At 71.4% G+C, this 19,838-nt stretch carries 14 protein-coding genes and 2 rRNA genes; 5 read left to right on the top strand and 11 right to left on the bottom strand.

Going from position 1 to position 19,838, the window contains the following annotated elements; genetic code table 11:
* Positions 1-24: 24 nt before the first annotated feature.
* On the bottom strand, positions 25-1,107 hold the full coding sequence (locus BKD30_RS08945; protein ID WP_083956190.1) for an ROK family glucokinase: 1,083 nt from the start codon (positions 1,105-1,107) through the stop codon (positions 25-27).
* Positions 1,108-1,275: 168 nt separating this feature from the next.
* Here BKD30_RS08945 and BKD30_RS08940 point away from each other — a divergent pair, with 168 nt between their 5' ends.
* Positions 1,276-3,081: an AMP-dependent synthetase/ligase gene (locus BKD30_RS08940; protein WP_076704093.1), complete on the top strand. Its 1,806-nt coding sequence runs from the start codon at positions 1,276-1,278 to the stop codon at positions 3,079-3,081.
* Positions 3,082-3,105: 24 nt separating this feature from the next.
* Here BKD30_RS08940 and BKD30_RS08935 read toward each other — a convergent pair whose 3' ends face one another.
* Both BKD30_RS08935 and BKD30_RS08930 read right to left on the bottom strand, forming a co-directional pair.
* On the bottom strand, positions 3,106-4,536 hold the full coding sequence (locus BKD30_RS08935) for a mycothione reductase (RefSeq protein WP_076704091.1): 1,431 nt from the start codon (positions 4,534-4,536) through the stop codon (positions 3,106-3,108).
* 10 nt (positions 4,537-4,546) lie between these two features.
* On the bottom strand, positions 4,547-7,972 hold the full coding sequence (locus BKD30_RS08930) for a pyruvate carboxylase (protein ID WP_076704090.1): 3,426 nt from the start codon (positions 7,970-7,972) through the stop codon (positions 4,547-4,549).
* A gap of 212 nt (positions 7,973-8,184) precedes the next feature.
* Between BKD30_RS08930 and BKD30_RS08925 the strand changes: the two genes are divergently transcribed.
* Positions 8,185-9,051, top strand: coding sequence for a ParA family protein (locus BKD30_RS08925; RefSeq protein ID WP_083956189.1), 867 nt, complete (start codon positions 8,185-8,187; stop codon positions 9,049-9,051).
* Positions 9,052-9,061: 10 nt separating this feature from the next.
* On the opposite strand, the gene BKD30_RS08920 is transcribed toward BKD30_RS08925, so the two are convergent.
* The 5 genes from BKD30_RS08920 to gcvH all read right to left on the bottom strand — a co-directional run bounded on the left by BKD30_RS08920 (position 9,062) and on the right by gcvH (position 12,120).
* Positions 9,062-9,649 carry a MerR family transcriptional regulator gene (locus BKD30_RS08920; RefSeq protein ID WP_076704088.1) on the bottom strand — a complete coding sequence of 196 codons (588 nt, stop codon included), beginning with the start codon at positions 9,647-9,649 and terminating at the stop codon, positions 9,062-9,064.
* A gap of 260 nt (positions 9,650-9,909) precedes the next feature.
* Positions 9,910-10,425, bottom strand: a complete 516-nt coding sequence (locus BKD30_RS08915) for a bifunctional nuclease family protein (RefSeq protein ID WP_076704086.1) — start codon at positions 10,423-10,425, stop codon at positions 9,910-9,912.
* 24 nt (positions 10,426-10,449) lie between these two features.
* Positions 10,450-11,124 carry a transcriptional regulator FtsR gene (gene ftsR, locus BKD30_RS08910; RefSeq protein ID WP_076704142.1) on the bottom strand — a complete coding sequence of 225 codons (675 nt, stop codon included), beginning with the start codon at positions 11,122-11,124 and terminating at the stop codon, positions 10,450-10,452.
* Positions 11,125-11,201: 77 nt separating this feature from the next.
* Positions 11,202-11,693, bottom strand: coding sequence for an FHA domain-containing protein (locus BKD30_RS08905; RefSeq protein ID WP_235861576.1), 492 nt, complete (start codon positions 11,691-11,693; stop codon positions 11,202-11,204).
* 40 nt (positions 11,694-11,733) lie between these two features.
* Positions 11,734-12,120 carry a glycine cleavage system protein GcvH gene (gcvH, locus tag BKD30_RS08900; protein ID WP_076704083.1) on the bottom strand — a complete coding sequence of 129 codons (387 nt, stop codon included), beginning with the start codon at positions 12,118-12,120 and terminating at the stop codon, positions 11,734-11,736.
* 184 nt (positions 12,121-12,304) lie between these two features.
* Between gcvH and BKD30_RS08895 the strand changes: the two genes are divergently transcribed.
* The 3 genes from BKD30_RS08895 to BKD30_RS08885 all read left to right on the top strand — a co-directional run bounded on the left by BKD30_RS08895 (position 12,305) and on the right by BKD30_RS08885 (position 18,425).
* The gene (locus tag BKD30_RS08895; RefSeq protein WP_143588133.1) at positions 12,305-13,177 is read left to right on the top strand and encodes a DNA recombination/repair protein RecA; all 873 of its coding nucleotides are present in this window, start codon (positions 12,305-12,307) and stop codon (positions 13,175-13,177) included.
* Between the two features lies 1 nt (position 13,178).
* Positions 13,179-14,822 (top strand): DNA polymerase Y family protein, encoded by a 1,644-nt coding sequence (locus BKD30_RS08890; protein WP_083956186.1) that lies wholly within the window; start codon positions 13,179-13,181, stop codon positions 14,820-14,822.
* 141 nt (positions 14,823-14,963) lie between these two features.
* Entirely contained in the window at positions 14,964-18,425 is a 3,462-nt protein-coding gene (locus BKD30_RS08885; RefSeq protein ID WP_076704079.1) for an error-prone DNA polymerase, read from the top strand.
* A gap of 80 nt (positions 18,426-18,505) precedes the next feature.
* On the opposite strand, the gene BKD30_RS08880 is transcribed toward BKD30_RS08885, so the two are convergent.
* The 3 genes from BKD30_RS08880 to BKD30_RS08870 all read right to left on the bottom strand — a co-directional run.
* Positions 18,506-19,018 carry a GNAT family N-acetyltransferase gene (locus BKD30_RS08880; protein ID WP_076704077.1) on the bottom strand — a complete coding sequence of 171 codons (513 nt, stop codon included), beginning with the start codon at positions 19,016-19,018 and terminating at the stop codon, positions 18,506-18,508.
* Between the two features lie 245 nt (positions 19,019-19,263).
* Positions 19,264-19,380 (bottom strand): 5S ribosomal RNA (gene rrf, locus BKD30_RS08875).
* A 169-nt stretch (positions 19,381-19,549) separates the two neighbouring features.
* A 23S ribosomal RNA gene (locus BKD30_RS08870) occupies positions 19,550-19,838 on the bottom strand; the annotation flags it as partial.

Genomic DNA, 19,838 nt, shown 5'->3' with positions numbered 1-19,838 from the left:
CCAGCAGCCGTGGCCGGGGAGCGCTCAACGGCGGCTACGCGCACTGACCCGGGCCAGGTCCGCAGCACCGACCAGACCGGCGTCGGCGCCGAGCGTCGCGGCCACGATCGGCGCCACCGGGCGGAACCCGCGCCCGGTCAGGTGGCGGGCGAAAGCGTGGCGGGCCGGTTCGAGCAGCAGGTCGCCCGCGGCGCTGAGACCGCCGCCGATCACGAACCGGCCCGGATCCAGCGCGGCGGACAGGTTCGCGAGCCCGATCCCCAGCCACCGACCCATGTCCTCGAGCAGCTCCCGGCTGGCCGGGTCACCGTCGACGGCGAGCGCGGTGACCAGGGCCCCCGTGATCACCTCCGGGTCGCCCCCGGCCGCCGCCAGCAGCCGGTGCGCCAGCGGTGAGGCTGCCCGCGCCAGGCCCCGTGCCTCCCGTCCGAGGGCATTGCCGGACGCGTACTGTTCCCAGCACCCGCGGTTCCCGCACTCGCAGCGATGCCCCTCCGGCATGATGACCTGGTGGCCGAACTCCCCGGCCAGACCGAACTCGCCGCGCTCCAGTTGCCCGTCGCGGACCAGCGAACCGCCGATGCCGGTACCCAGCGTGATGCACGCCAGTCGGGACACGTGCCGGCCGGCGCCGAAGCGGTACTCCCCCCACCCGGCCGCGTCCGCGTCGTTGACCACGAGGATGCGTCGCCCCAGCCGAGCCTCCAGCGTCGCCCGCAGCGGCTCGTTGCGCCAGGCCAGGTGAGGACTGAACAGGACGGTCGAGCCGCTCAGGTCCATCCAGCCGGCCGCGCCGATGCCGACCGAGAGGATCCGGTGCGCGGCGGAGAACTCATGAACCAGCGCCACGATCGTCTCCTCGACGGCAGCTGCGTCGGTCGCCGGCGTCGCGCGCTGCGCTCGGTCGATCACCACGCCCTCGGCGTTCACCACCCCTGCGGCCACCTTCGTGCCACCGATGTCCACGCCCAGCGACAGGGAACGACGGGCCAGCCGGGACGGGATCCGGCGCGGTGAGCGGTCCACCTGCGGTGGCCGGCGGGCGGAGCGGTCACGGCCGGCGCGCCCGTACGGGACGCCGGGAAGCGGCACCGACCGATCGTCCATGGCCGTCAGTGTAGGGGGTGGGCGGATGGGGACGGACCCGGCTGAGGTTACTCATTGGTAACTTCTGGCCGGATGAGTGACGTCCGGCCGATATGCTGACCCCAGCAGGCGGTTGCGAGGAACGGTTCGAGTTGCACCCGTGCTGCACACGATGCCGAAGGAGCTCCCGTGCGCGAAGCCGTCGTCCCGGCCCTGGTCGAGGTGGACCCGGACCTGAACATCACCGACCTGTTGCTGCGGCAGACCGCCAAGCCACACGATCCCGCACTGTTCGCCCGGCGCGGCGCCGCTGACGCCTGGCAGGACGTGCCCGCCACCCTCTTCCTCGCCGAGGTCACGGCGGTCGCCCGCGGACTGATCGCGAGCGGCATCCAGCCCGGTGACCGGATCGGCATCATGGCCTCGACCAGCTACCAGTGGTCCCTCGTCGACTTCGCGATCTGGTTCGCCGGTGCCGTGTCCGTGCCGGTGTACGAGACCTCCGCGCCCAGCCAGGTCGCGTGGAATCTGACCGATTCGGGCGCCCGTGCCATCTTCGTCGAGTCGGACCGGCACCGCGCCGTGGTTGACCGGGCGCGCGAACTCGAGGACCTGGTCGCCGTGGGCGACGTCTGGGTGATGGACGACGCCGGTCTGGCGCCGCTGATCGCCGCCGGACGGGACGTCCCCGCCGCCACGGTGGAGGATCGCCGCAGCGCCGCCGGCCTGGAGGACCCGGCCACCGTGATCTACACGTCCGGGACGACGGGCCGGCCCAAGGGCGTGATCCTCACGCACGGGAACTTCGTGCGGCTGGCCGACAACGCCTCGGCCGCGCTCGGCTCGGTCGCTCACGAGGGTGCGCGGACCATCATGTTCCTGCCCCTGGCGCACGTGTTCGCCCGTTTCATCGCCGTGCTCGCCGTCTCGGCCGGCTGCGTGGTCGCGCACACCCCGGACGTGAAGAACCTGCTGCGGGACCTGCAGGGCTTCCGCCCCGACTTCATCCTCGTCGTGCCGCGGGTCTTCGAGAAGGTGTACAACGCCTCGAAGCTGAAGGCCGAGGACGGCGGGCGCGGCACGATCTTCGCCGCCGCCGAGCGGGTCGCGATCGACTGGTCCCGGGCGCGGCAGGCCGGTTCCGTACCGGTGGGTCTGCGGCTGCGGCACGCCCTGTTCGACCGGCTCGTCTACGGGAAACTACGCACCGCGATGGGTGGCCGGGTCCGTTTCGCCGTCTCCGGCGGTGGACCGCTCGGGGAGCGCCTCGGCCACTTCTTCGACGGCGTGGGCGTGACCGTGCTCGAGGGCTACGGCCTGACCGAGACGACGGCGCCGTTGACCGTCAACACACCCGAGAAGATCAAGATCGGGACCGTGGGCCCGGCACTTCCGGGCAACGGGATCCGGATCGCCGAGGACGGCGAGGTGCTCGCGGCCGGGGTCTGCGTCACCCCCGGCTACTGGCGCCGGGACGACCTGAACGCGGAGGCCTTCTCCGACGGCTGGTTCCACACCGGCGACCTCGGCGAACTCGACGAGGACGGTTACCTGCGGATCACCGGGCGGAAGAAGGAGATCCTCGTGACCTCCGGGGGGAAGAACGTCGCGCCGAGCGGGCTGGAGGACGCGATCCGCGCCGACTCCTTGGTCTCCCAGTGCATCGTCGTCGGCGATCACCGGCCGTTCATCAGCGCCCTGGTCACCCTCGACGAGGAGGCCCTGCCCGGATGGTTGAAGCGGCACCAGCTGCCCGCGATGTCGGCGGCGGACGCGGCCGGGAACGACGTCGTCGTCGCCCGGGTGCAGGAGCTCGTCGACGCCGCCAACGAGCGGGTGTCCCGGGCGGAGTCGATTCGCGCGTTCCGGGTCGTGCCCACCGACTTCACGGAGGCCTCCGGTCACCTGACGCCCTCATTGAAGCTGCGACGCGCTCGGGTGATCGCCGACTTCACCGACCTCATCGACGAGATCTACGCCGCACAGCGGCGTTGAGCCAGTGGCAGCGGTGAGCCTACGTCAGGCGCCGGTGTGCAGGTTGAGCAGGGCGTTCTCCACCACCTCGGTCAGGGCCGGGTGGATCCAGTACTGGCCGCGGGCCATCCGGTGCGCGGGCAGGCCGGTGTGCATGGCCTGGACCAGCGGCTGGATCAGCATCGATGCCTCGTGCCCGAGCAGGTGCGCACCGAGGATCCGGCCGGTGCCGCGCTCGGCGAGCAGCTTGACGATGCCCGTCCGGTCCTCCATCGCCCACCCGTAGGCCGTGCTGCCGTAGTCCTGGACGGCGACCGCCAGGTCCTGCCCCACGGCGGCGCAGTGGGACCGCGCCTGCGCCTCGGTCATCCCCACCTGTGCGAGCTGCGGGTGGGTGAAGACCGCGGACGGGACGAACCGGTGGTCGCTGGCCAGCAGCGATCCGGTGGTGGTCAGGTTGTGTGCCACCACCCGGGCCTCGTGGTTGGCCACGTGCTTGAGCTGGTACTCGGAGCAGATGTCCCCCAGCGCCCACACCCCGGGGGCGGGCCGGCCGGCGGCGAGCACGCGCTGGAACTGGTCGACCCGGAGCCGCCCGTCGTGGTGCAGGTCCAGGCCGACCGCACCGGCGCCCAGCCGATCCGTGTTGGGGATCCTGCCGACCGCGATCAACACCAGATCCGCATCCACATGTCCCGCGTCCCGGTCCTCGGCATCCATCAGGGACACCCGGACCGGTCCGGTGCCGGGGTGCTCCTCGTCGATCGGGGCGATCGCCGTGATCTCCGTGCCCAGCCGCACGTCCCACTGGTCACGGGCGGCACGGGTGAACCGGTCCGCGATCGTCTCGTCCAGGTCCCGGAGCAACGTCGTGCCGCGGACCACCTGAGTGACCGCCACACCGATCTGGTGGAAGATCGCCGCGAACTCCGCGGCGACGTAACCACCGCCCACGATCACCAGGCGCCGGGGCGGGTGCGGGATCCGCATGATGGTGTCCGAGCTGTGCACCTGTGGCAGCGCCGCCCCCGGCACGGGGAGCTCCCGCGGCCGGGATCCCGCGGCGATGACCACAGCGTCGGCGGTGACGGTCCGCCCCGAATCGGTGACCAGTTCGCGTGGACCCGTCATCCGGGCGTGTTCCCCGTAGAGGGTGACGTTCTTCTGTTCGACGTCCCGGTACGCCCGCCCGTTCGCGGAGATCGCGTCGACCCGACCGAAGATCCGGTCGCGGATCCGCTGCCAGTGGACGGCGTCCCGGGTCAGGTCGACACCCAGGCGCGCCGCCTCGGCCGGCACGGCGGCCAGTCCGGCGGGGTAGACGAACATCTTCGTGGGGATGCAGCCCACATTCAGGCAGGTGCCGCCGAAGGTCCCGCCCTCCACGATGGCGACCGACCGGCCGTCCCACTCGGGCCCCAGGATGCTGTTCCCGGAACCGGAGCCGACGATCACGAGGTCGTGGTGGGAACTCATCCGACGACGGTCATCCCAGCACCACGATCAGGTCCCCGCCCTGCACCTGGGCGACGCCCTGCAGCGCGACCCGGGACACCGTCCCACCGGTCGGGCTCGTGATGGCCGCTTCCATCTTCATCGCCTCGATGGTGGCGACCGTCCCGCCGGGGGCGACGGTGTCGCCCTCGTTGACGGTCACGGTCACCGCTCCGGCGAAGGGCGCGGCGACGTGGCCCGGATTGGACGGGTCGGCCTTCTCGGCCTCCTTGACGTCCGTCTCGATCGTGCGGTCGCGCACGCTGACCGGACGGCCCTGACCGTTCAGGGTGCACATCACCGTGCGCATGCCCCGCTCGTCGGGTTCGCCCACGGCATCCAGGCTGGCGATCAGTCGTACGCCCCGCTCGAGCGGGATGATGTGCTCGGTTCCGCTGCGCAGCCCGTACAGGTAGTCGCGGGTGTCCAGCACGGACACGTCACCGTAGAGTTCGCGGGTGCGGGCGAACGCGTCGGTCGGGCCGGGGAACAGCAGCCGGTTCAGGGTCGACCGGCGCGACGCGGAGTCACCGGCCAGGGCGGCCCGGTCCTCGCTGCTGATGTCCTCCGTCCGCGGCTTCACGGTGCGGCCCTGGAGCGCCTTCGTCCGGAACGGTTCCGGCCAGCCGCCGGGCGGGTCGCCGAGTTCACCGGAGAGGAACTGGATCACCGAGTCGGGGATGTCGAATCGCTGCGGGTCCGCCTCGAATTCCCTCGGGTCGACCCCCTGCCCCACCAGCTGGAGGGCGAGGTCACCGACCACCTTCGACGACGGGGTGACCTTGACCAGTCGGCCCAGGATCCGGTTGGCCTCCGTGTACATGTCCTCGATGGCCTCGAACTTCTCCCCCAGGCCGAGGGCGATGGCCTGCTGCCGGAGGTTGGAGAGCTGACCGCCGGGGATCTCGTGCCGGTAGACGCGGCCGGTGGGCCCGGGCAGCCCGGACTCGAACGGGGCGTAGACCCGGCGGACCGCCTCCCAGTAGGGCTCCAGGGCGCTGACGTTCTCCAGGTTCAGGCCGGTGTCCCGGTCGGTGTGGGCGAGCGCCGCCACCAGGGCGGACGCCGAGACCTGGCTGGTGGTCCCGGACATCGAGGCACTGGCGACGTCGACGGCGTCGACGCCGGCGTCCACGGCCGCGAGGAGGGTGGCCAGCTGGCCGCCGGCGGTGTCGTGCGTGTGCAGGTGCACGGGCAGGTCGAACCGGTCCCGCAGGGCGCCGACCAGCTTCGCGGCGGCCGCCGGCCGGAGCAGGCCGGCCATGTCCTTGATCGCCAGGATGTGAGCACCGGCGTCGACGATCCGCTGCGCCAGGTCCAGGTAGTAGTCCAGCGTGTACAGGGTCTCGTCCGGGTCCAGCAGGTCCGCCGTGTAGCACAGCGCCACCTCGGCGACGGCGGTGCCGGTCTTGCGCACCGCGGCGACCGCCGGCTCCATCTGGCTCACGTCGTTGAGCGCGTCGAAGATCCGGAAGATGTCGATCCCGGTCGCGGCGGCCTCCGCCACGAACGCGTCGGTCACCTCCGTCGGGTAGGGCGTGTACCCGACGGTGTTCCGGCCGCGCAGCAGCATCTGCAGGCAGATGTTCGGGATCGCCCGGCGCAGCTTCGCCAGCCGCTCCCACGGGTCCTCGCCCAGGAACCGGAGCGCGACGTCGTAGGTGGCCCCGCCCCAGGCCTCGACCGAGAGCAGTGTCGGGGTGAGCACCGAGACGGCGGGTCCGGCGGCCACCAGGTCCCGGGTGCGGACGCGGGTGGCCAGCAGCGACTGATGGGCGTCGCGGAAGGTCGTGTCGGTCACGGCGACGGCACGCTGGGCGCGCAGATCCGCCGCGAAGCCCTCCGGTCCCCGCTCGGCGAGGCGCTGACGGGAACCCGAGGCCGGGATGGCCGGCAGCGCGGCGGAGGTGCGGGCGTCCCCGGGCGGCTCGACGGGCAGCTTGAGCGCCGGGTCGGCGTGCACCGGGTTCTCGCCGTGCGGCTTGTTCACGGTCACGTCCGCCAGCCAGCTCAGCAGCCGGGTGCCGCGGTCCGCGGACCCGCGGGCGTGGAGCAGCTCCGGCCGCTCGTCGATGAACGACGTCGCGACGTTGCCGGCGACGAACTCCGGGTCGTCGAGCACGGCCTGCAGGAACGGGATGTTGGTGGAGACGCCGCGGATCCGGAACTCGGCGAGCGCGCGCCGGGCGCGGGCGATGGCGGTGGGGTAGGTGCGGCCGCGGCAGGTGAGTTTGACCAGCATCGAGTCGAAGTGGGGGCTGATCTCGGCACCCGAGTAGATGGTGCCTCCGTCGAGCCGCACCCCGGCGCCACCGGCGGACCGGTACCCGGTGATCCGGCCGACGTCGGGCCGGAAGCCGTTGGCCGGGTCCTCCGTGGTGATCCGGCACTGCAGTGCGGCGCCGTTGATGCGGACCGCGTCCTGGTTCAGACCGAGGTCGGCGAGCGACTCCCCGGACGCGATCCGCAGCTGCGCCTGGACCAGGTCGACGTCGGTGATCTCCTCGGTCACCGTGTGCTCGACCTGGATGCGGGGGTTCATCTCGATGAACACGTGCTGCCCGGCGCGCTCCCCCACGGTGTCGACGAGGAACTCGACCGTGCCGGCGTTCTGATAGTTCAACGCCTTCGCGAAGGCGACGGCGTCACGGTACAGGGCTTGCCGGATGCTCTCGTCCAGGTTGGGGGCCGGCGCGATCTCGATCACCTTCTGGTGCCGGCGCTGCAGCGAGCAGTCCCGCTCGAACAGGTGCATGACGTTGCCGTGACCGTCCGCGAGGATCTGCACCTCGATGTGCCGGGGGCGCAGCACGGCCTGCTCGAGGAACACGGTCGGGTCGCCGAAGGCACTGTCGGCTTCCCGCATGGCCGCGCTGAGCGCCTCCGGCAGGGCGTCGCGGGTGTCCACCCGGCGCATGCCTCGCCCGCCCCCGCCGGCCACGGCCTTGACGAAGATGGGGAAGCCGATCGTCTCGGCCGCGGCGATCAGTTCCTCGGGGTCGGCGCTCGGTTCACTGGAGGCCAGCGTCGGGATGCCCGCTGCCTTGGCGGCCTTCAGGGCGGCGACCTTGTTGCCGGCGAGTTCGAGGACCTCGGCCGGCGGGCCCACGAAGGTGATGCCGGCGTCGGCCGCGGCGCGCGCCAGATCGGGGTTCTCGGAGAGGAAGCCGTAACCCGGGTAGATCGCGTCCGCGCCGGCCTCCCGGGCCACCCGGATCATCTCGGCGACGTCCAGATAGGCGCGAACCGGGTGCCCCTCCGCCCCGATGAGGTAGGCCTCGTCTGCCTTCTGCCGGTGGATCGAGTTGCGATCCTCGTGGGGGAAGACCGCCACGGTCTTCGCGCCGGACTCGTACCCGGCGCGGAACGCCCGAATGGCGATCTCCCCGCGGTTGGCCACCAGGATCTTCGAGAACATGAGGGTGCACTCCTCTACGTGGTCGCGCGTCATTGCGCCCGGGCTCAGGTGTGTTCATACCTTAGCCGCCGGCATCGGAAGCACGGCGTGCTCCTCGTCACACCGGTACGCGGCGGCCGTCCTCCCCTATGATGAGACGCGGTGCGCACCGCCTGCGCGCCGTCGGCGCACCGCCGGCGCACCGCCGGCGAGGAGAGAAAGCGGAGTCACCCGTGCACGTCGTCAGCATCACCAGCCTCAAGGGCGGCGTGGGGAAGACGACGGTCACCCTCGGCCTGGCGTCCGCGGCCCTGCACGCGGGACTGCGCGTCCTGGTGATCGACCTCGATCCGCACGCGGACGCGACGACGGCACTGGCCGTGCGCCGAGGCCGGTGCATCGACGTCGGGCACCTGCTGCGCAACGCCCGTCGGCAGCGTCTCACCGACGCGGTCGCCGCGAGCGCCTGGAGTCGGGAGCAGCGGGCCCGGGTGCCGGGGACCACCGCCCGGCTCGACGTGGTGCCCGGTTCGGCCTACAGCGGCATCTTCGACCGGCCCGATCTCGGCCGGCGGGACCTGCAGCGACTGCACCGGCTGCTCACCCGCGACCCGGAGGCCGCCGCGAGTTACGACCTGGCCCTGATCGACTGCCCGCCGTCCCTCAACGGTCTGACCCGGATCGCGTGGACGGCCAGTTCCGGCGTGCTCCTGGTCGCCGAACCGGCCCTGTTCTCGGTCGCCGGCACCGAGCGAACCCTGCGTGCTCTGGACCTGTTCCGACGCGAGTACGCACCCGGTCTGCGCACCGCCGGCGTCGTCGCCAACCGGGTACGCCAGGATTCCCCCGAGCAGGTGTTCCGGCTGCGGGAGATGGAGCGGATGTTCACGTCGCTGCTGCTGCGGCCCGCGTTGGTCGACCGGCCCGTCCTGGCACAGATCCAGGGCGCCGCGCACGCGGTGCATCACTGGCCCGGAGCCGATGCGGGTCGCGCGGCACGGGACTTCGACGCGATCCTGGCCGGCCTGCGCGGACACACCGAGGGCTCGGGGCCTGCCGAGTTCGCGGACGCGGCGACAGTACCGTCGGTCCTGGTCTGACCGGTACCGGTCAGGAGATGCGGCGGGAGGCGCGACGTCGACTCAGCTCGTCGTCGGGGAAGTCCTGCTGGTCCGCGTGCTCGGAGGGCAGTTCGGCCAGGCTGCCCTCGACCTCGCGCCAGACGCGGCCGACGGCGATGCCGAACACGCCTTGGCCCCCCTGGACCAGGTCGATCACCTCGTCGGCCGACGTGCACTCGTACACACTCGCCCCGTCGCTCATCAGGGTGATCTGGGCCAGGTCCTCCACGCCGCGCTGACGCAGGTGCTCGACCGCGGTGCGGATCTGCTGCAGGGAGACGCCCGTGTCGAGCAACCGCTTGACCACCTTCAGGACGAGGATGTCGCGGAAGCCGTAGAGCCGCTGCGACCCGGAGCCCGAGGCCGAGCGCACGGCCGGCTCGACCAGTCCGGTGCGGGCCCAGTAGTCGAGTTGCCGGTAGGTGATGCCCGCCGCCTTGCAGGCAGTCGGTCCGCGGTAACCGGCGTCCTCGTCCAGGACCGGGAGGTCCTCGGTGAACAGCAACCCCTGAGCACCGTCGGGCTGGACATCGTGAGCGGCGCGGCGCAGTTCGCCGGTTTCACCTTTCGGACTCACGTGGACCCTCCTTGATCAGTAGCTCCACTGGGGGGAAGCGGGCACCGGCCAAGTCTACCAAGCGGGGTCCTCGGGGCACCGGGCCGATCGGAGACGGGCCTTTGCGCGGGTGCCGCCGGGAACCGCGGCGCGAGACGCTGGACGGGACCCGATGGAGCTGTCCAGAATGACGTTAGAGGTCCCGGTGCGACGGGTCAAAGACCCGGGCCGCCCGGGTGCGGCGTGTCGTCGTCCGCGATGCGGGCCGCCAGGGGCTCCGGTCAACTCTCGAAGTCCTCCGGCTCGACGTCGTCGAGGAACTGCCGGAACCGCCGCAGCTCGCTCTCGGCGTTCTCGTCCGGGCGGGCAGTGCCGGCCTCCTCACCCTCGGCGACCTCCCCGGCCTCGGTGATCTGCACGCCGGCGTCGTCGAGCACCTCGGGGGTGCAGAGGATGGGGCAGTCCAGGCGGATGGCCAGGGCGATGGCGTCCGAGGCGCGGGACGAGACGATCGCCCCCGAACCGAAGACCAGCTGGGCGTAGAAGACGGCGTCGCGGACGGCGAGGATGTGCACCTGCGTCAACTCACCGCCGAGCGCCTCGATCACCGAGACCATCAGGTCGTGCGTCATGGGACGCGGCGGGACGATACCCTGCTGAGCGAGCGCGATGGCGCTGGCCTCGGGAGCACCGATCCAGATCGGCAGGTGTCGCTCACCGCGGGCCTCCTTCAGGAGGACCAGCGGCTGGTTGGCCGGCAGCTCGATCCTGACCCCCAGCACCTCCATGGCGATCATGGTGCTTCCTGTCCCGTCATCGACTCACTCGTCCAGTCGGTCGATCCGCCCGTTGACCAGGGCGCGGTGCAGCGCCAGGCAGGCCTCACTCAGTTCCCGGGCCGCCTCGGCCGCCCGGGCCCGGGATGCCGTGTCCCGGCGGGACGTCAACGGCGAGATGGCCTGTTCGACGAGGCTGAGTTCCCGGTCCGCGGCCACGCGGAACGCCCGCAGGTGTCGCGGCTCGATCCCGTGTGTCTGCAGCTGGACGCAGGACCGCACCACTGCCAGGTCATGCTCGTTGTAGTACCCGTCCACCGGGCTGATCAGCCCGAAGCTGACCAGCTTCTGCAGCAACTCGCTGGGCGCCTGCGCTTGTCGACGCAACTCGAGGGCGGACACCCGGCGGCTACGAACCGACAGGTCGTCGGCCAGTTGGGGCGAGACCATCCGGGGACTCACCGCCCCGGCCGGCAGGTTCTCCGGCCGCTCTCCACGGTCGATGGCCTCGCAGTACTCCTTGATCACCTTCAACGGCAGGTAGCGGTCCCGCTGCAGGGCGAGGATGAACCGCAGCCGTTCGATGTCCGCGTGCGTGTACTTGCGGTAGCCGGCGGGAGTCCGCTGCGGGGCGATCAGGCCCTTCTCCTCCAGAAAACGGACCTTGGAGGCGGTCACCGACTCGAAATCGTGGCGTAGCCGGGACAGCACCTCACCGATGGTGAAGACACGACCGGAGACGCCCCCGGCCGCGGAAACCGCTGGATGCCGGGATGCCGGACCGGAACCGGACACGCTCAGGATCCGCCCTGACCCGGTTCGACGGCGGAGGGGCCCGAGCCGGCTCCTCGGGCGCCGGCAGCCGCGGCGGCCCGGGAAGGATAGAAGGTGAGCCGGAATTTGCCGATCCGAACCTCGTCCCCCGAGGTCAGCCTCGCCCGGTCCACCCGGTCGCCGTTGACGTAGGTGCCGTTCAGACTGCGGCTGTCGACGAGATCGAAGCCGTCATCGGTCCGCCGGAACTCGACGTGACGCCGCGAGACGGTCACATCATCGAGGAAGATGTCGGCGTTCGGATGCCGCCCCGCCGTGGTGACCGACTGATCCAGCAGGAATCGGGCCCCCGCATTGGGGCCCTGGTGGGCGATGAGCAGGGCCGACCCCCCCGGCAGCGCCTCGATGGAGGCCTGCTCCTCGGGGCTGAGCCGGGGTACCACATGCTGCGCTCCGGTGACCGGAGCGACGTTGATCGACGTCGTGTCCAACGACGACTCCCGTGGCGTGTTCACGATGCTGCGTTCCCCCTCTCCTCCGCCCTGCACGGTGCTCTCAGCCTACCTGTTGTCGATAGCCTGCCGCATCGAGCAGCTGGTCAACGGCCTGGGGATCGTCCAACCGCAGATCGAAGAGCCAGCCCTCCCCGTACGGGTCGGAGTTCACCAGCCCCGGATCGTCCTCGAGCGCCTCGTTGCGCGCGACGATCTCCCCGTCCAACGGCGCGAACACCTCGCTGACACTCTTGGTCGATTCGATCTCCCCCACCGCCTCTCCCTGGCTGATGGCGGTACCCGCGTCGGGCAGCTGGACGAAGACGACGTCACCGAGTTCCTGCTGGGCGAAATCGGTGATGCCGACGCGCACCACGGTCTGCTCGTCCGCCGCGGAGATCCACTCGTGCTCCTCGGTGTAGCCGAACTCTTCGGGGATGGTGGACATGGGGCGCCTTCCTCGATCCGGGGGTCGGTCCGTCGAGTATAGCCACAGCGCCCGGTCGGCTCCGACGCGTATCCACAGCCGTTCCACCGGGCGTACATCACCGGTTCCGCCGGCCGGACGGTCACCCGGGCGAAGGCCCATCGGCCCGATTGACACAGTCGAACATGTGTTCGAACATGGGGTCATGTCTCTTCTCGCTGCCCCGTCCACGCCGGGTCGCCCCCGCAGCGCGGGAACGGATCCGGGGCCGCTCGAGGCGAGAGGCGCCTCGCGTGACCCCGCGGCCACGTCGGCGATCACGGCGACGCTGAAGTCGAGGATTCGTCAGCTGGAGGCCGTTCATCTTGCCGCTCAACGCTTCCCCGTGCCCCGTGCGCTCGAGGCCCTGCTGCCGCAGGGACTGCTCGCGGGATCCAGCTACGCCGTTCTCGGGTCGACCACTCTGGCGTTGAGCATGATGGCGCGGGCATCCGCGGACGGCGCCTGGTGCGGGGTGCTCGGGCTGCCCGACCTGGGCACGGAGGCGGCGGCGGGTCTGGGGATCGACCTGCAGCGGTTGATCCTGGTGCCCTCCGCCGGACGGCAGTGGGCCGCCGTCGCAGCCGCCATGATCGATGTGCTCTCCGTGGTGGTCGCCGTCCCGCCCGCGTCCATCGATGGCAGTGACGTCGCGCGGTTGAACGCTCGGTTGCGTCAGCGCCGGGCCACGATGATCACGCTCGACCCCTGGCCGCAGACCGAGACGACGCTGCGCGTGACCGGCAGCCGGTGGTCCGGGCTGGGCTCCGGGCACGGGTACCTCACCGGCCGGAATCTGCTCGTGGAGGTACTCGATCGGCGGGCCGGAGGGCGCCGGCGCACCGGCGAGGTGGATCTGGGCGGGCCGACTCGTCCGGGACTCACCCTGGTCCCGGGCACGGGTGATCCGATGCCGAGCATGTCCGGCATCCCGTCGGCGGATGCTTCGTCGGCGGATACTGCGGTGGTGGGGGCCGGACCGGATCGGTCCACACCGCTCGACCGGTCGCGGGGGCGGCGCACCAGCCGGGCGGGATGACATGAGCTCGACGTCATCAGCACAGCACGGCACCGGCTGGAATCACACCGACCCGGCCCGTACCGGCATCGGCAGCAGCGGCGGCAGCGAACGGGTGGTCGTGGTGCTCAGCCCGCGCTGGCCGATCGTGTCCGCCCGTGGCACCGGCCGACTGCCCGGTTCCGGGCCGGCGGCCGTCATCGATCGTGGCCGCGTGGCCGCGGCCTCGGCGGAGGCCGAGCGGGAGGGGGTGCTGCCCGGTCAACGCCTGCGGGACGCTCAGTCCCGGTGCCCGGACCTGGCCGTCGCCGGCTGGGAACCCGGCGCCGATCAGCAGGCGTTCGAGCCGGTGGTCAAGGCACTCGAGGAGGTCAGCCCCGCGGTGCAGATCATCGAACCGGGGTGCTGCGCGCTGCGGGCCCGGGGAGTGCGCCGCTATCACGGCACCGAGGAGGAAGCGGGACGGTCCCTGTTGCGGGTGCTGGACGGAGTTCATGTCCCGGGTCGGATTGGGATCGCGGACACCCTGTTCGCGGCGCTGCAGGCCGCCGACCGGGCCACGGACGACGTGCCCCTGGTCATCGTCCCCGCCGGCCGTTCCGCCGCGTTCCTGGCCCCGTTGCCCGTCGGCGTGCTCCCGGATACCATCCTGGTGTCCCTGCTGCGTCGGCTGGGTCGGCACACCCTGGGTGACTTCGCCGCCATGGACGCAGCCGCGGTCCGGGACCGGTTCGGTGCGGCCGGGGTGCGGCTGCACCGGTGGGCCGCCGGGACCGATCCTCGGACCGTGGTCGCCCGCACCCCACCCCAGGACTTCGACCGGGTGGCGGAATTCGAGCCACCGCTGATGCGGGCGGATCAGGTGGCCTTTGCGTTCCGGGTGGCGGCCGAGGACGCCGTCTCCACCCTGGCCGACGCGGGGTTGGTGTGCACCCGGATCCACCTGACGCTCACGGGTGAGGACGGGGTCGCCTCGGAGCGCTCCTGGACCCATCCCCGGCACTTCACCGCGGGGGACATCACCGACCGGATCCGCTGGCAACTCGAAGGCGAGGTCGCCTCCGGGTCGGGCCCGGCATCCGGCCGGCTCGAGCAGCCCGTGGCCCGGGTGCGGCTCAGTCCGGAGCGTACCGAGCCCATCGGGCAGGCCGGGGACGGGTTGTGGGGTGCCGGGGTGGACGAGCACGTGAATCACGGGCTGACCCGGATCCAGTCGATGCTCGGGCGCCGGGGCGTGCTCACCGCGGTCACCGGGGGCGGCCGGCTGCTGGACGAGCGCCGCGTGCTGGTGCCGTGGGGAGACGCGGTGCCGACCCCGGTGCACACCGAGGCGTCCCGGCCCTGGCCGGGCGCGCTGCCCGGTCCCGCGCCGGCCACCGTGTTCGACCGACTGCATCCGGTGCTGCTGCTCGACGGCGCCGGCCGGCCGGTGCTGGCGGGTGGTCGGGGGGAGCTCTCCGCTGCCCCCGACCGGCTGGACCCCGACGGCGCCGGGACGACTCGGGCGGTGCTGGCGTGGGCCGGCCCCTGGCCGGTGCGGCAGCGCTGGTGGGACGCCGACCGGAAACGGCGGGTCGATCGGGTGCAGGTGGTCGACGAGACGTCGGCAGCCTGGCTGCTGGTCACCACCGGGTCCCTGTGGTGGGCCGAGGCCCGGTACGACTGAGCCCGGTACGACCGAGCCCGGTCCACGCGGTAGCCCGGTCCACGCGGTAGCCGGGCCCACGCGGTAGCCGGGTCCACGCGGTAGCCGGGTCCACGCGGTAGCGCGTGGACCGGGAAGACCGGGGAAGGAAGAAGGACGGACATGGGGTGGCGTAATCCCCCGATCCCGTGGCGGGACCTCGAGCGCGCGCTCTCCGACCGCCCCGGCCAGCGGTCCAGCCTGCGCCCGCGTCCCGGCGCCGGGCAGCGGCCCGACGGCGGGGACGGACCGGCCTTCTCCCGCAAGCGGGGCCCCTACACACCGCCGGCCCCGCTCGGCGGGAGGACCACGGCCGCGGGGTCGGCAGTGGCGTACGCCGAGCTGCACGCCCACTCCAGCTACAGCTTCCTCGATGGGGCGTCCTCTCCCGAACAGCTGGTCGAGGAGGCCGTCCGGCTCGGACTGAACGCCCTGGCGCTGACGGACCACGACGGTCTGTACGGGATCGTGCGGATGGCCGAGGCCGCCGAGGCGCACGGGCTGCGCACCGTCTTCGGCGCCGAGCTCTCCCTCGGCCTGCCCGGCCCGCAGAACGGGGAGCCCGACCCGCACGGGGAACACCTGTTGGTCCTGGCCCGTGGCGAGGAGGGCTATCACCGGCTGGCCAGGGCACTGACCTCCGCCCACCTGGCCGCGGACGCGCAGAAGGGGCGACCGGTCCACGACCTGGCCGCCCTGGCTGAAGTCGCCGGTGGGCACTGGGTGATCCTGACCGGGTGCCGCAAGGGGGCGGTCCGGCGCGCCCTGACCGACGGCGGGCCGGCCGCGGCCGAGACGGCACTGCGTCGCCTGGTGGAGTTGTTCGGGCAGCGCAACGTCGTCGTCGAACTCCTCGACCACGGCGGCCCCGCGGACAGCACCCACAATGACGTGCTCGCCGGGCTGGCCGCCCGGCTGGATCTGCGCTGCGTGGCCACCAACGCCGTGCACTACGCGACCGAGGAGCAGTTCCCGCTGGCCACCACAGTGGCCGCGGTGCGAGCCCGACGCAGCCTGGACGAGCTGGACGGCTGGCTGCCGGGGTCGGACGGCGCCCACCTGCGCAGCGGGACGGAGATGGCGCGGCGGTTCGCCCGCTACCCCGGCGCCGTGGCCGCGACCGTCGAGCTGGCCGAGGAACTGGCGTTCGAATTGCGCGCCGCCCGGCCACGGCTGCCTCGCCAGGACGTCCCGGACGGGCACACCCCCATGTCGTGGCTGCGCGAACTGGTCCAGGTCGGAGCCGAGACGGTCTACCCCGATGCGGACGCCGCCGTCACCGAGCGGCTGGAGGCGGAGCTGGCGGTGATCGAGGCCAAGGACTTCCCGGGTTACTTCCTGATCGTCCACGACATCGTCCGGTTCGCCCGCTCCCGCGGCATCCTCTGCCAGGGCCGGGGCAGCGCGGCGAACTCGGCGGTGTGCTACGTGCTGGGCATCACCGCCGTCGACTCGATCTTCTACGACCTGCCGTTCCAGCGGTTCCTGTCCAGCCTGCGGCAGGAGGAGCCGGACATCGACGTCGACTTCGACTCGAACCGACGGGAGGAGGTGATTCAGTACGTCTACGGCAAGTACGGCCGGCGCAACGCCGCGCAGGTGGCCAACGTGGTCACCTACCGGCCGAAGAACGCCGTCCGGGACATGGCCAAGGCCCTCGGGTACAGCACGGGGCAACAGGACGCCTGGTCCAAGCAGGTGGAGCGGTGGGGATCCCTGCGCGAGGCCGCCGACGTCGAGATCCCCGAGCACGTCCTCGACCTGGCCGAATCGGTGCTGGGCTTCCCTCGGCACCTCGGCATCCATTCCGGGGGGATGGTGTTGACCGACCGGCCCGTCGGGGAGGTGGTGCCGATCGAGCGCGCTCGGATGGCGGACCGGACAGTGCTGCAGTGGGACAAGGACGACTGCGAATGGATGGGACTGGTCAAATTCGACCTGCTGGGCCTGGGCATGCTCGCCGCACTGCAGTACGCGTTCGAGGCGATCGCGGCGCACCTGGGCGAGACGTGGACGATCGAGACCATCCCCCGGGAGGAGGCCGCCGTCTACGACATGCTGTGCCGGGCGGATTCGATCGGGGTGTTCCAGGTGGAGAGCCGCGCCCAGATGGGGACGTTGCCGCGGCTGCGACCCCGTCGGTTCTACGACCTGGTGATCGAGATCGCGTTGATCCGGCCCGGGCCGATCCAGGGCGGAGCCGTGCATCCCTACATCCGGCGTCGGTCGGGTGCCGAGCCGGTCACCTACCCGCACGAGCGGACCGTTCCGGTGCTGGAACGCACGCTGGGGGTGCCGCTGTTCCAGGAGCAGGTGATGCAGATGGCCATGGCGATCGGTGACTGCTCGGCCGAGGACGCTGACCTGCTGCGCCGGGCCATGGGCTCCAAGCGCGGCCGGGAGAAGATCGAGACGCTGCGGGAGAAGCTGTACGCGGGCATGGCTCGCAACGGGATCACCGGGGAGGCCGCCGACGTCCTGTACGACAAGATCCAGGCGTTCGCGAACTTCGGTTTCGCGGAGAGCCACAGCCTGTCCTTCGGCGTGCTGGTGTACGCCAGTTCCTGGATCAAACTGCACTACCCGGGGGTGTTCACCGCGTCGCTGCTGCGGGCCCAGCCCATGGGCTTCTACTCCCCGCACACGCTGGTGGCCGACGCCCGCCGGCACGGGGTCCGGTTCCTCCGCCCCGACATCGCCCGGTCCGGGGTCGACGCCGGGATGGAGCCCATCGACGGCGTCACCGCCGGCGCCAGTCCGGAATCAGGCGGCCGGGAATCAGGCGGCCGGGCCGCGTGCCTGGCGTTCACCCAGCCGGCAGTGGGCCCGTTCGATCCGAACGCTCGCGACGCCTCGGCCGACCACCGGCGCGACGGGGCGTTGGCGGTCCGGCTGGGCCTGGCCGGAATCACCGGCATCGGCAAGGACCTGGCCGCGCGGATCGTGGCCGAGCGCGACGCCGGCGGCCCTTACCAGGACATGACGGAGCTGGCGCGGCGGGTGACGATGAGCACCGAGCAGCTCGAGGCACTGGCCACCGCGGGCGCCTTCGCCGGCTGGGGCCTGAACCGGCGGGAGGCGCTCTGGCAGGCCGGGCATGCGGCCGGCGAGCGGGACGGACAGCTTCCGGGCACCGCGGTCCCGCTGCAGCTGCCGTTGTTCGACGCGCCGTCCGCGGCAGAGACGGTGGCGGACGACCTGTGGGCGACCGGGCTCAGCACCGACGACCATCCCGTCGCGCACCTGCGGGCCCGGTTGGACGAGCGGGGCGTGTTCCGGGCGGCTCACCTGCAGCGGGCGGAGCCCGGCCGGCGGGTCGAGGTCTGCGGGATCGTCACCCATCGGCAGCGACCGCAGACCGCCCAGGGCATCACCTTCCTCAACCTGGAGGACGAGACGGGCATCCTCAACGTGATCTGCAGCGTCGGGGTGTGGACCCGCTACCGGCGGACCGCGCGCGATGCGAAGGCGATGATCGTCCGCGGGGTGCTGGAACGGTCCCCGGAGGGAGTCACGAACCTGGTGGCCGACCGGCTCGAACCGCTGCCACTGTCCCTGCGCCTCTCCTCACGTGACTTCCACTGACCCGGTCCCACCGACGTGACGCGTGCCTACCCGCAGTCCGTACCGATCAGTGCTGGGCGGCGGTCGGTGGTCGACGCTGCTCAGTAGTCGATGTCACCGTCCGCCGCGGGATCCCAGCGCTGGAAGTCCAGCGTCAGGTAGAGGGCGAGTGCGGCTGCGTTGTCCTCGCTGATCCGCAGCGCGACCTGCTCGTACCCCGCCTCGGCCAGCTTCGCCAGGGACTGGCGGACCAGCTCCTCGGCATAGCCCTTGCGCCGATGGTCCGGATGGGTGAAGAGCTCGAGCACGAACGGCACATCCGGCAGCGCGGCGTCCGGGAATCCGTCGACGACCAGCAGCGCCGCCACGGGCCTGCCGTCACCGTCCGGCACCACGAGCGAAGCATCCCGCAGGAAACGGCCGAACTCGTCGGCGTAGACCTTCCGCACGTCGGCGGTCGCCTCGTCCTCGGTCCAGGGCCGGCTGTCCGCATAGGAGGAGAAGAACAGCTGACCCAGAACCGGAATGTCCCCCTCCTCGACGGGTCGCGTCGTCACCCCGGGCTCACGCTCCAGCGGTACGGTCTGCGCGGTCAGCGTGATGGTTCCTGCCATGGTCGCCCTTCCAGCCGATGCCTGCCTCGGTGCGGACACCCACGTCCGCCTGTCACCAGGAGTGTAGGGACCCGGACGGGCGGAAGTCATCCGACAGCATGCTGGCGTTACGTCATCGTGGTGCACGGGCGCCGCACGGTCGCGTTCGAGCCCTGCTGTTACAGCTGCGAAGAGACGGTTAACGTCGGATGACCCGGGCCGTTTCCGCGTCGTTGCGGGTGGCCCGGGTCGTCCGGTTACTGGTTGTCCGGCGGTGTCCTACTCTCCCACACCCTCACGAGTGCAGTACCATCGGCGCAGTGGGTCTTAGCTTCCGGGTTCGGGATGGGTCCGGGCGTTTCCCCCACGCTATGGCCGCCGTAACGCTATTCCCCCGTTTCTGGGGTGACGTGTTGGGACACCGGCTGGTGTCCGGTTGCTTCCCTGGTGTTCCCGCCCGCCCCGGGTTCCGGGGTGAGGGGTTTGTGGTTCGGGAGCTGCATGGTGGACGCGGAGCAGAGCTTGTATTCTGACCACACCCCCGGGGGGTGTGTGGTGTAAGTTGTCGGCCTATTAGTACTGGTCAGCTTCACGAGTCTTCAGTCCTCGCTTCCACATCCAGCCTATCAACCCAGTGGTCTAGCTGGGGGCCTTCAACCCTCACGGGTATGGAAATCTCATCTTGAAGCGGGCTTCCCGCTTAGATGCTTTCAGCGGTTATCCCATCCGAACGTAGCTAATCAGCGGTGCACTTGGCAGTACAACTGACACACCAGAGGTTCGTCCGTCCCGGTCCTCTCGTACTAAGGACAGCCCTTCTCAAATTTCCTGCGCGCGCAGC

Origin of the sequence: Tersicoccus phoenicis (assembly GCF_001968835.1) — a bacterium.
GTDB classification, from domain to species: Bacteria; Actinomycetota; Actinomycetes; order Actinomycetales; family Micrococcaceae; genus Tersicoccus; species Tersicoccus phoenicis.
Note: the sequence above shows the minus strand (reverse complement) of the source record. Positions and strands in the feature narration are given on the sequence as shown.

Coding starts and splice junctions, on each gene's coding strand:
- BKD30_RS08945 (WP_083956190.1), bottom strand. CDS start 1,107: ATGGACGATCGGTCGGTGCCGCTTCCCGGCGTCCCGTACGGGCGCGCC.
- BKD30_RS08935 (WP_076704091.1), bottom strand. CDS start 4,536: ATGAGTTCCCACCACGACCTCGTGATCGTCGGCTCCGGTTCCGGGAAC.
- BKD30_RS08930 (WP_076704090.1), bottom strand. CDS start 7,972: ATGTTCTCGAAGATCCTGGTGGCCAACCGCGGGGAGATCGCCATTCGG.
- BKD30_RS08915 (WP_076704086.1), bottom strand. CDS start 10,425: ATGATCGCCATGGAGGTGCTGGGGGTCAGGATCGAGCTGCCGGCCAAC.
- gcvH (WP_076704083.1), bottom strand. CDS start 12,120: ATGTCCACCATCCCCGAAGAGTTCGGCTACACCGAGGAGCACGAGTGG.
- BKD30_RS08895 (WP_143588133.1), top strand. CDS start 12,305: ATGTCTCTTCTCGCTGCCCCGTCCACGCCGGGTCGCCCCCGCAGCGCG.
- BKD30_RS08890 (WP_083956186.1), top strand. CDS start 13,179: ATGAGCTCGACGTCATCAGCACAGCACGGCACCGGCTGGAATCACACC.
- BKD30_RS08885 (WP_076704079.1), top strand. CDS start 14,964: ATGGGGTGGCGTAATCCCCCGATCCCGTGGCGGGACCTCGAGCGCGCG.
- BKD30_RS08880 (WP_076704077.1), bottom strand. CDS start 19,018: ATGGCAGGAACCATCACGCTGACCGCGCAGACCGTACCGCTGGAGCGT.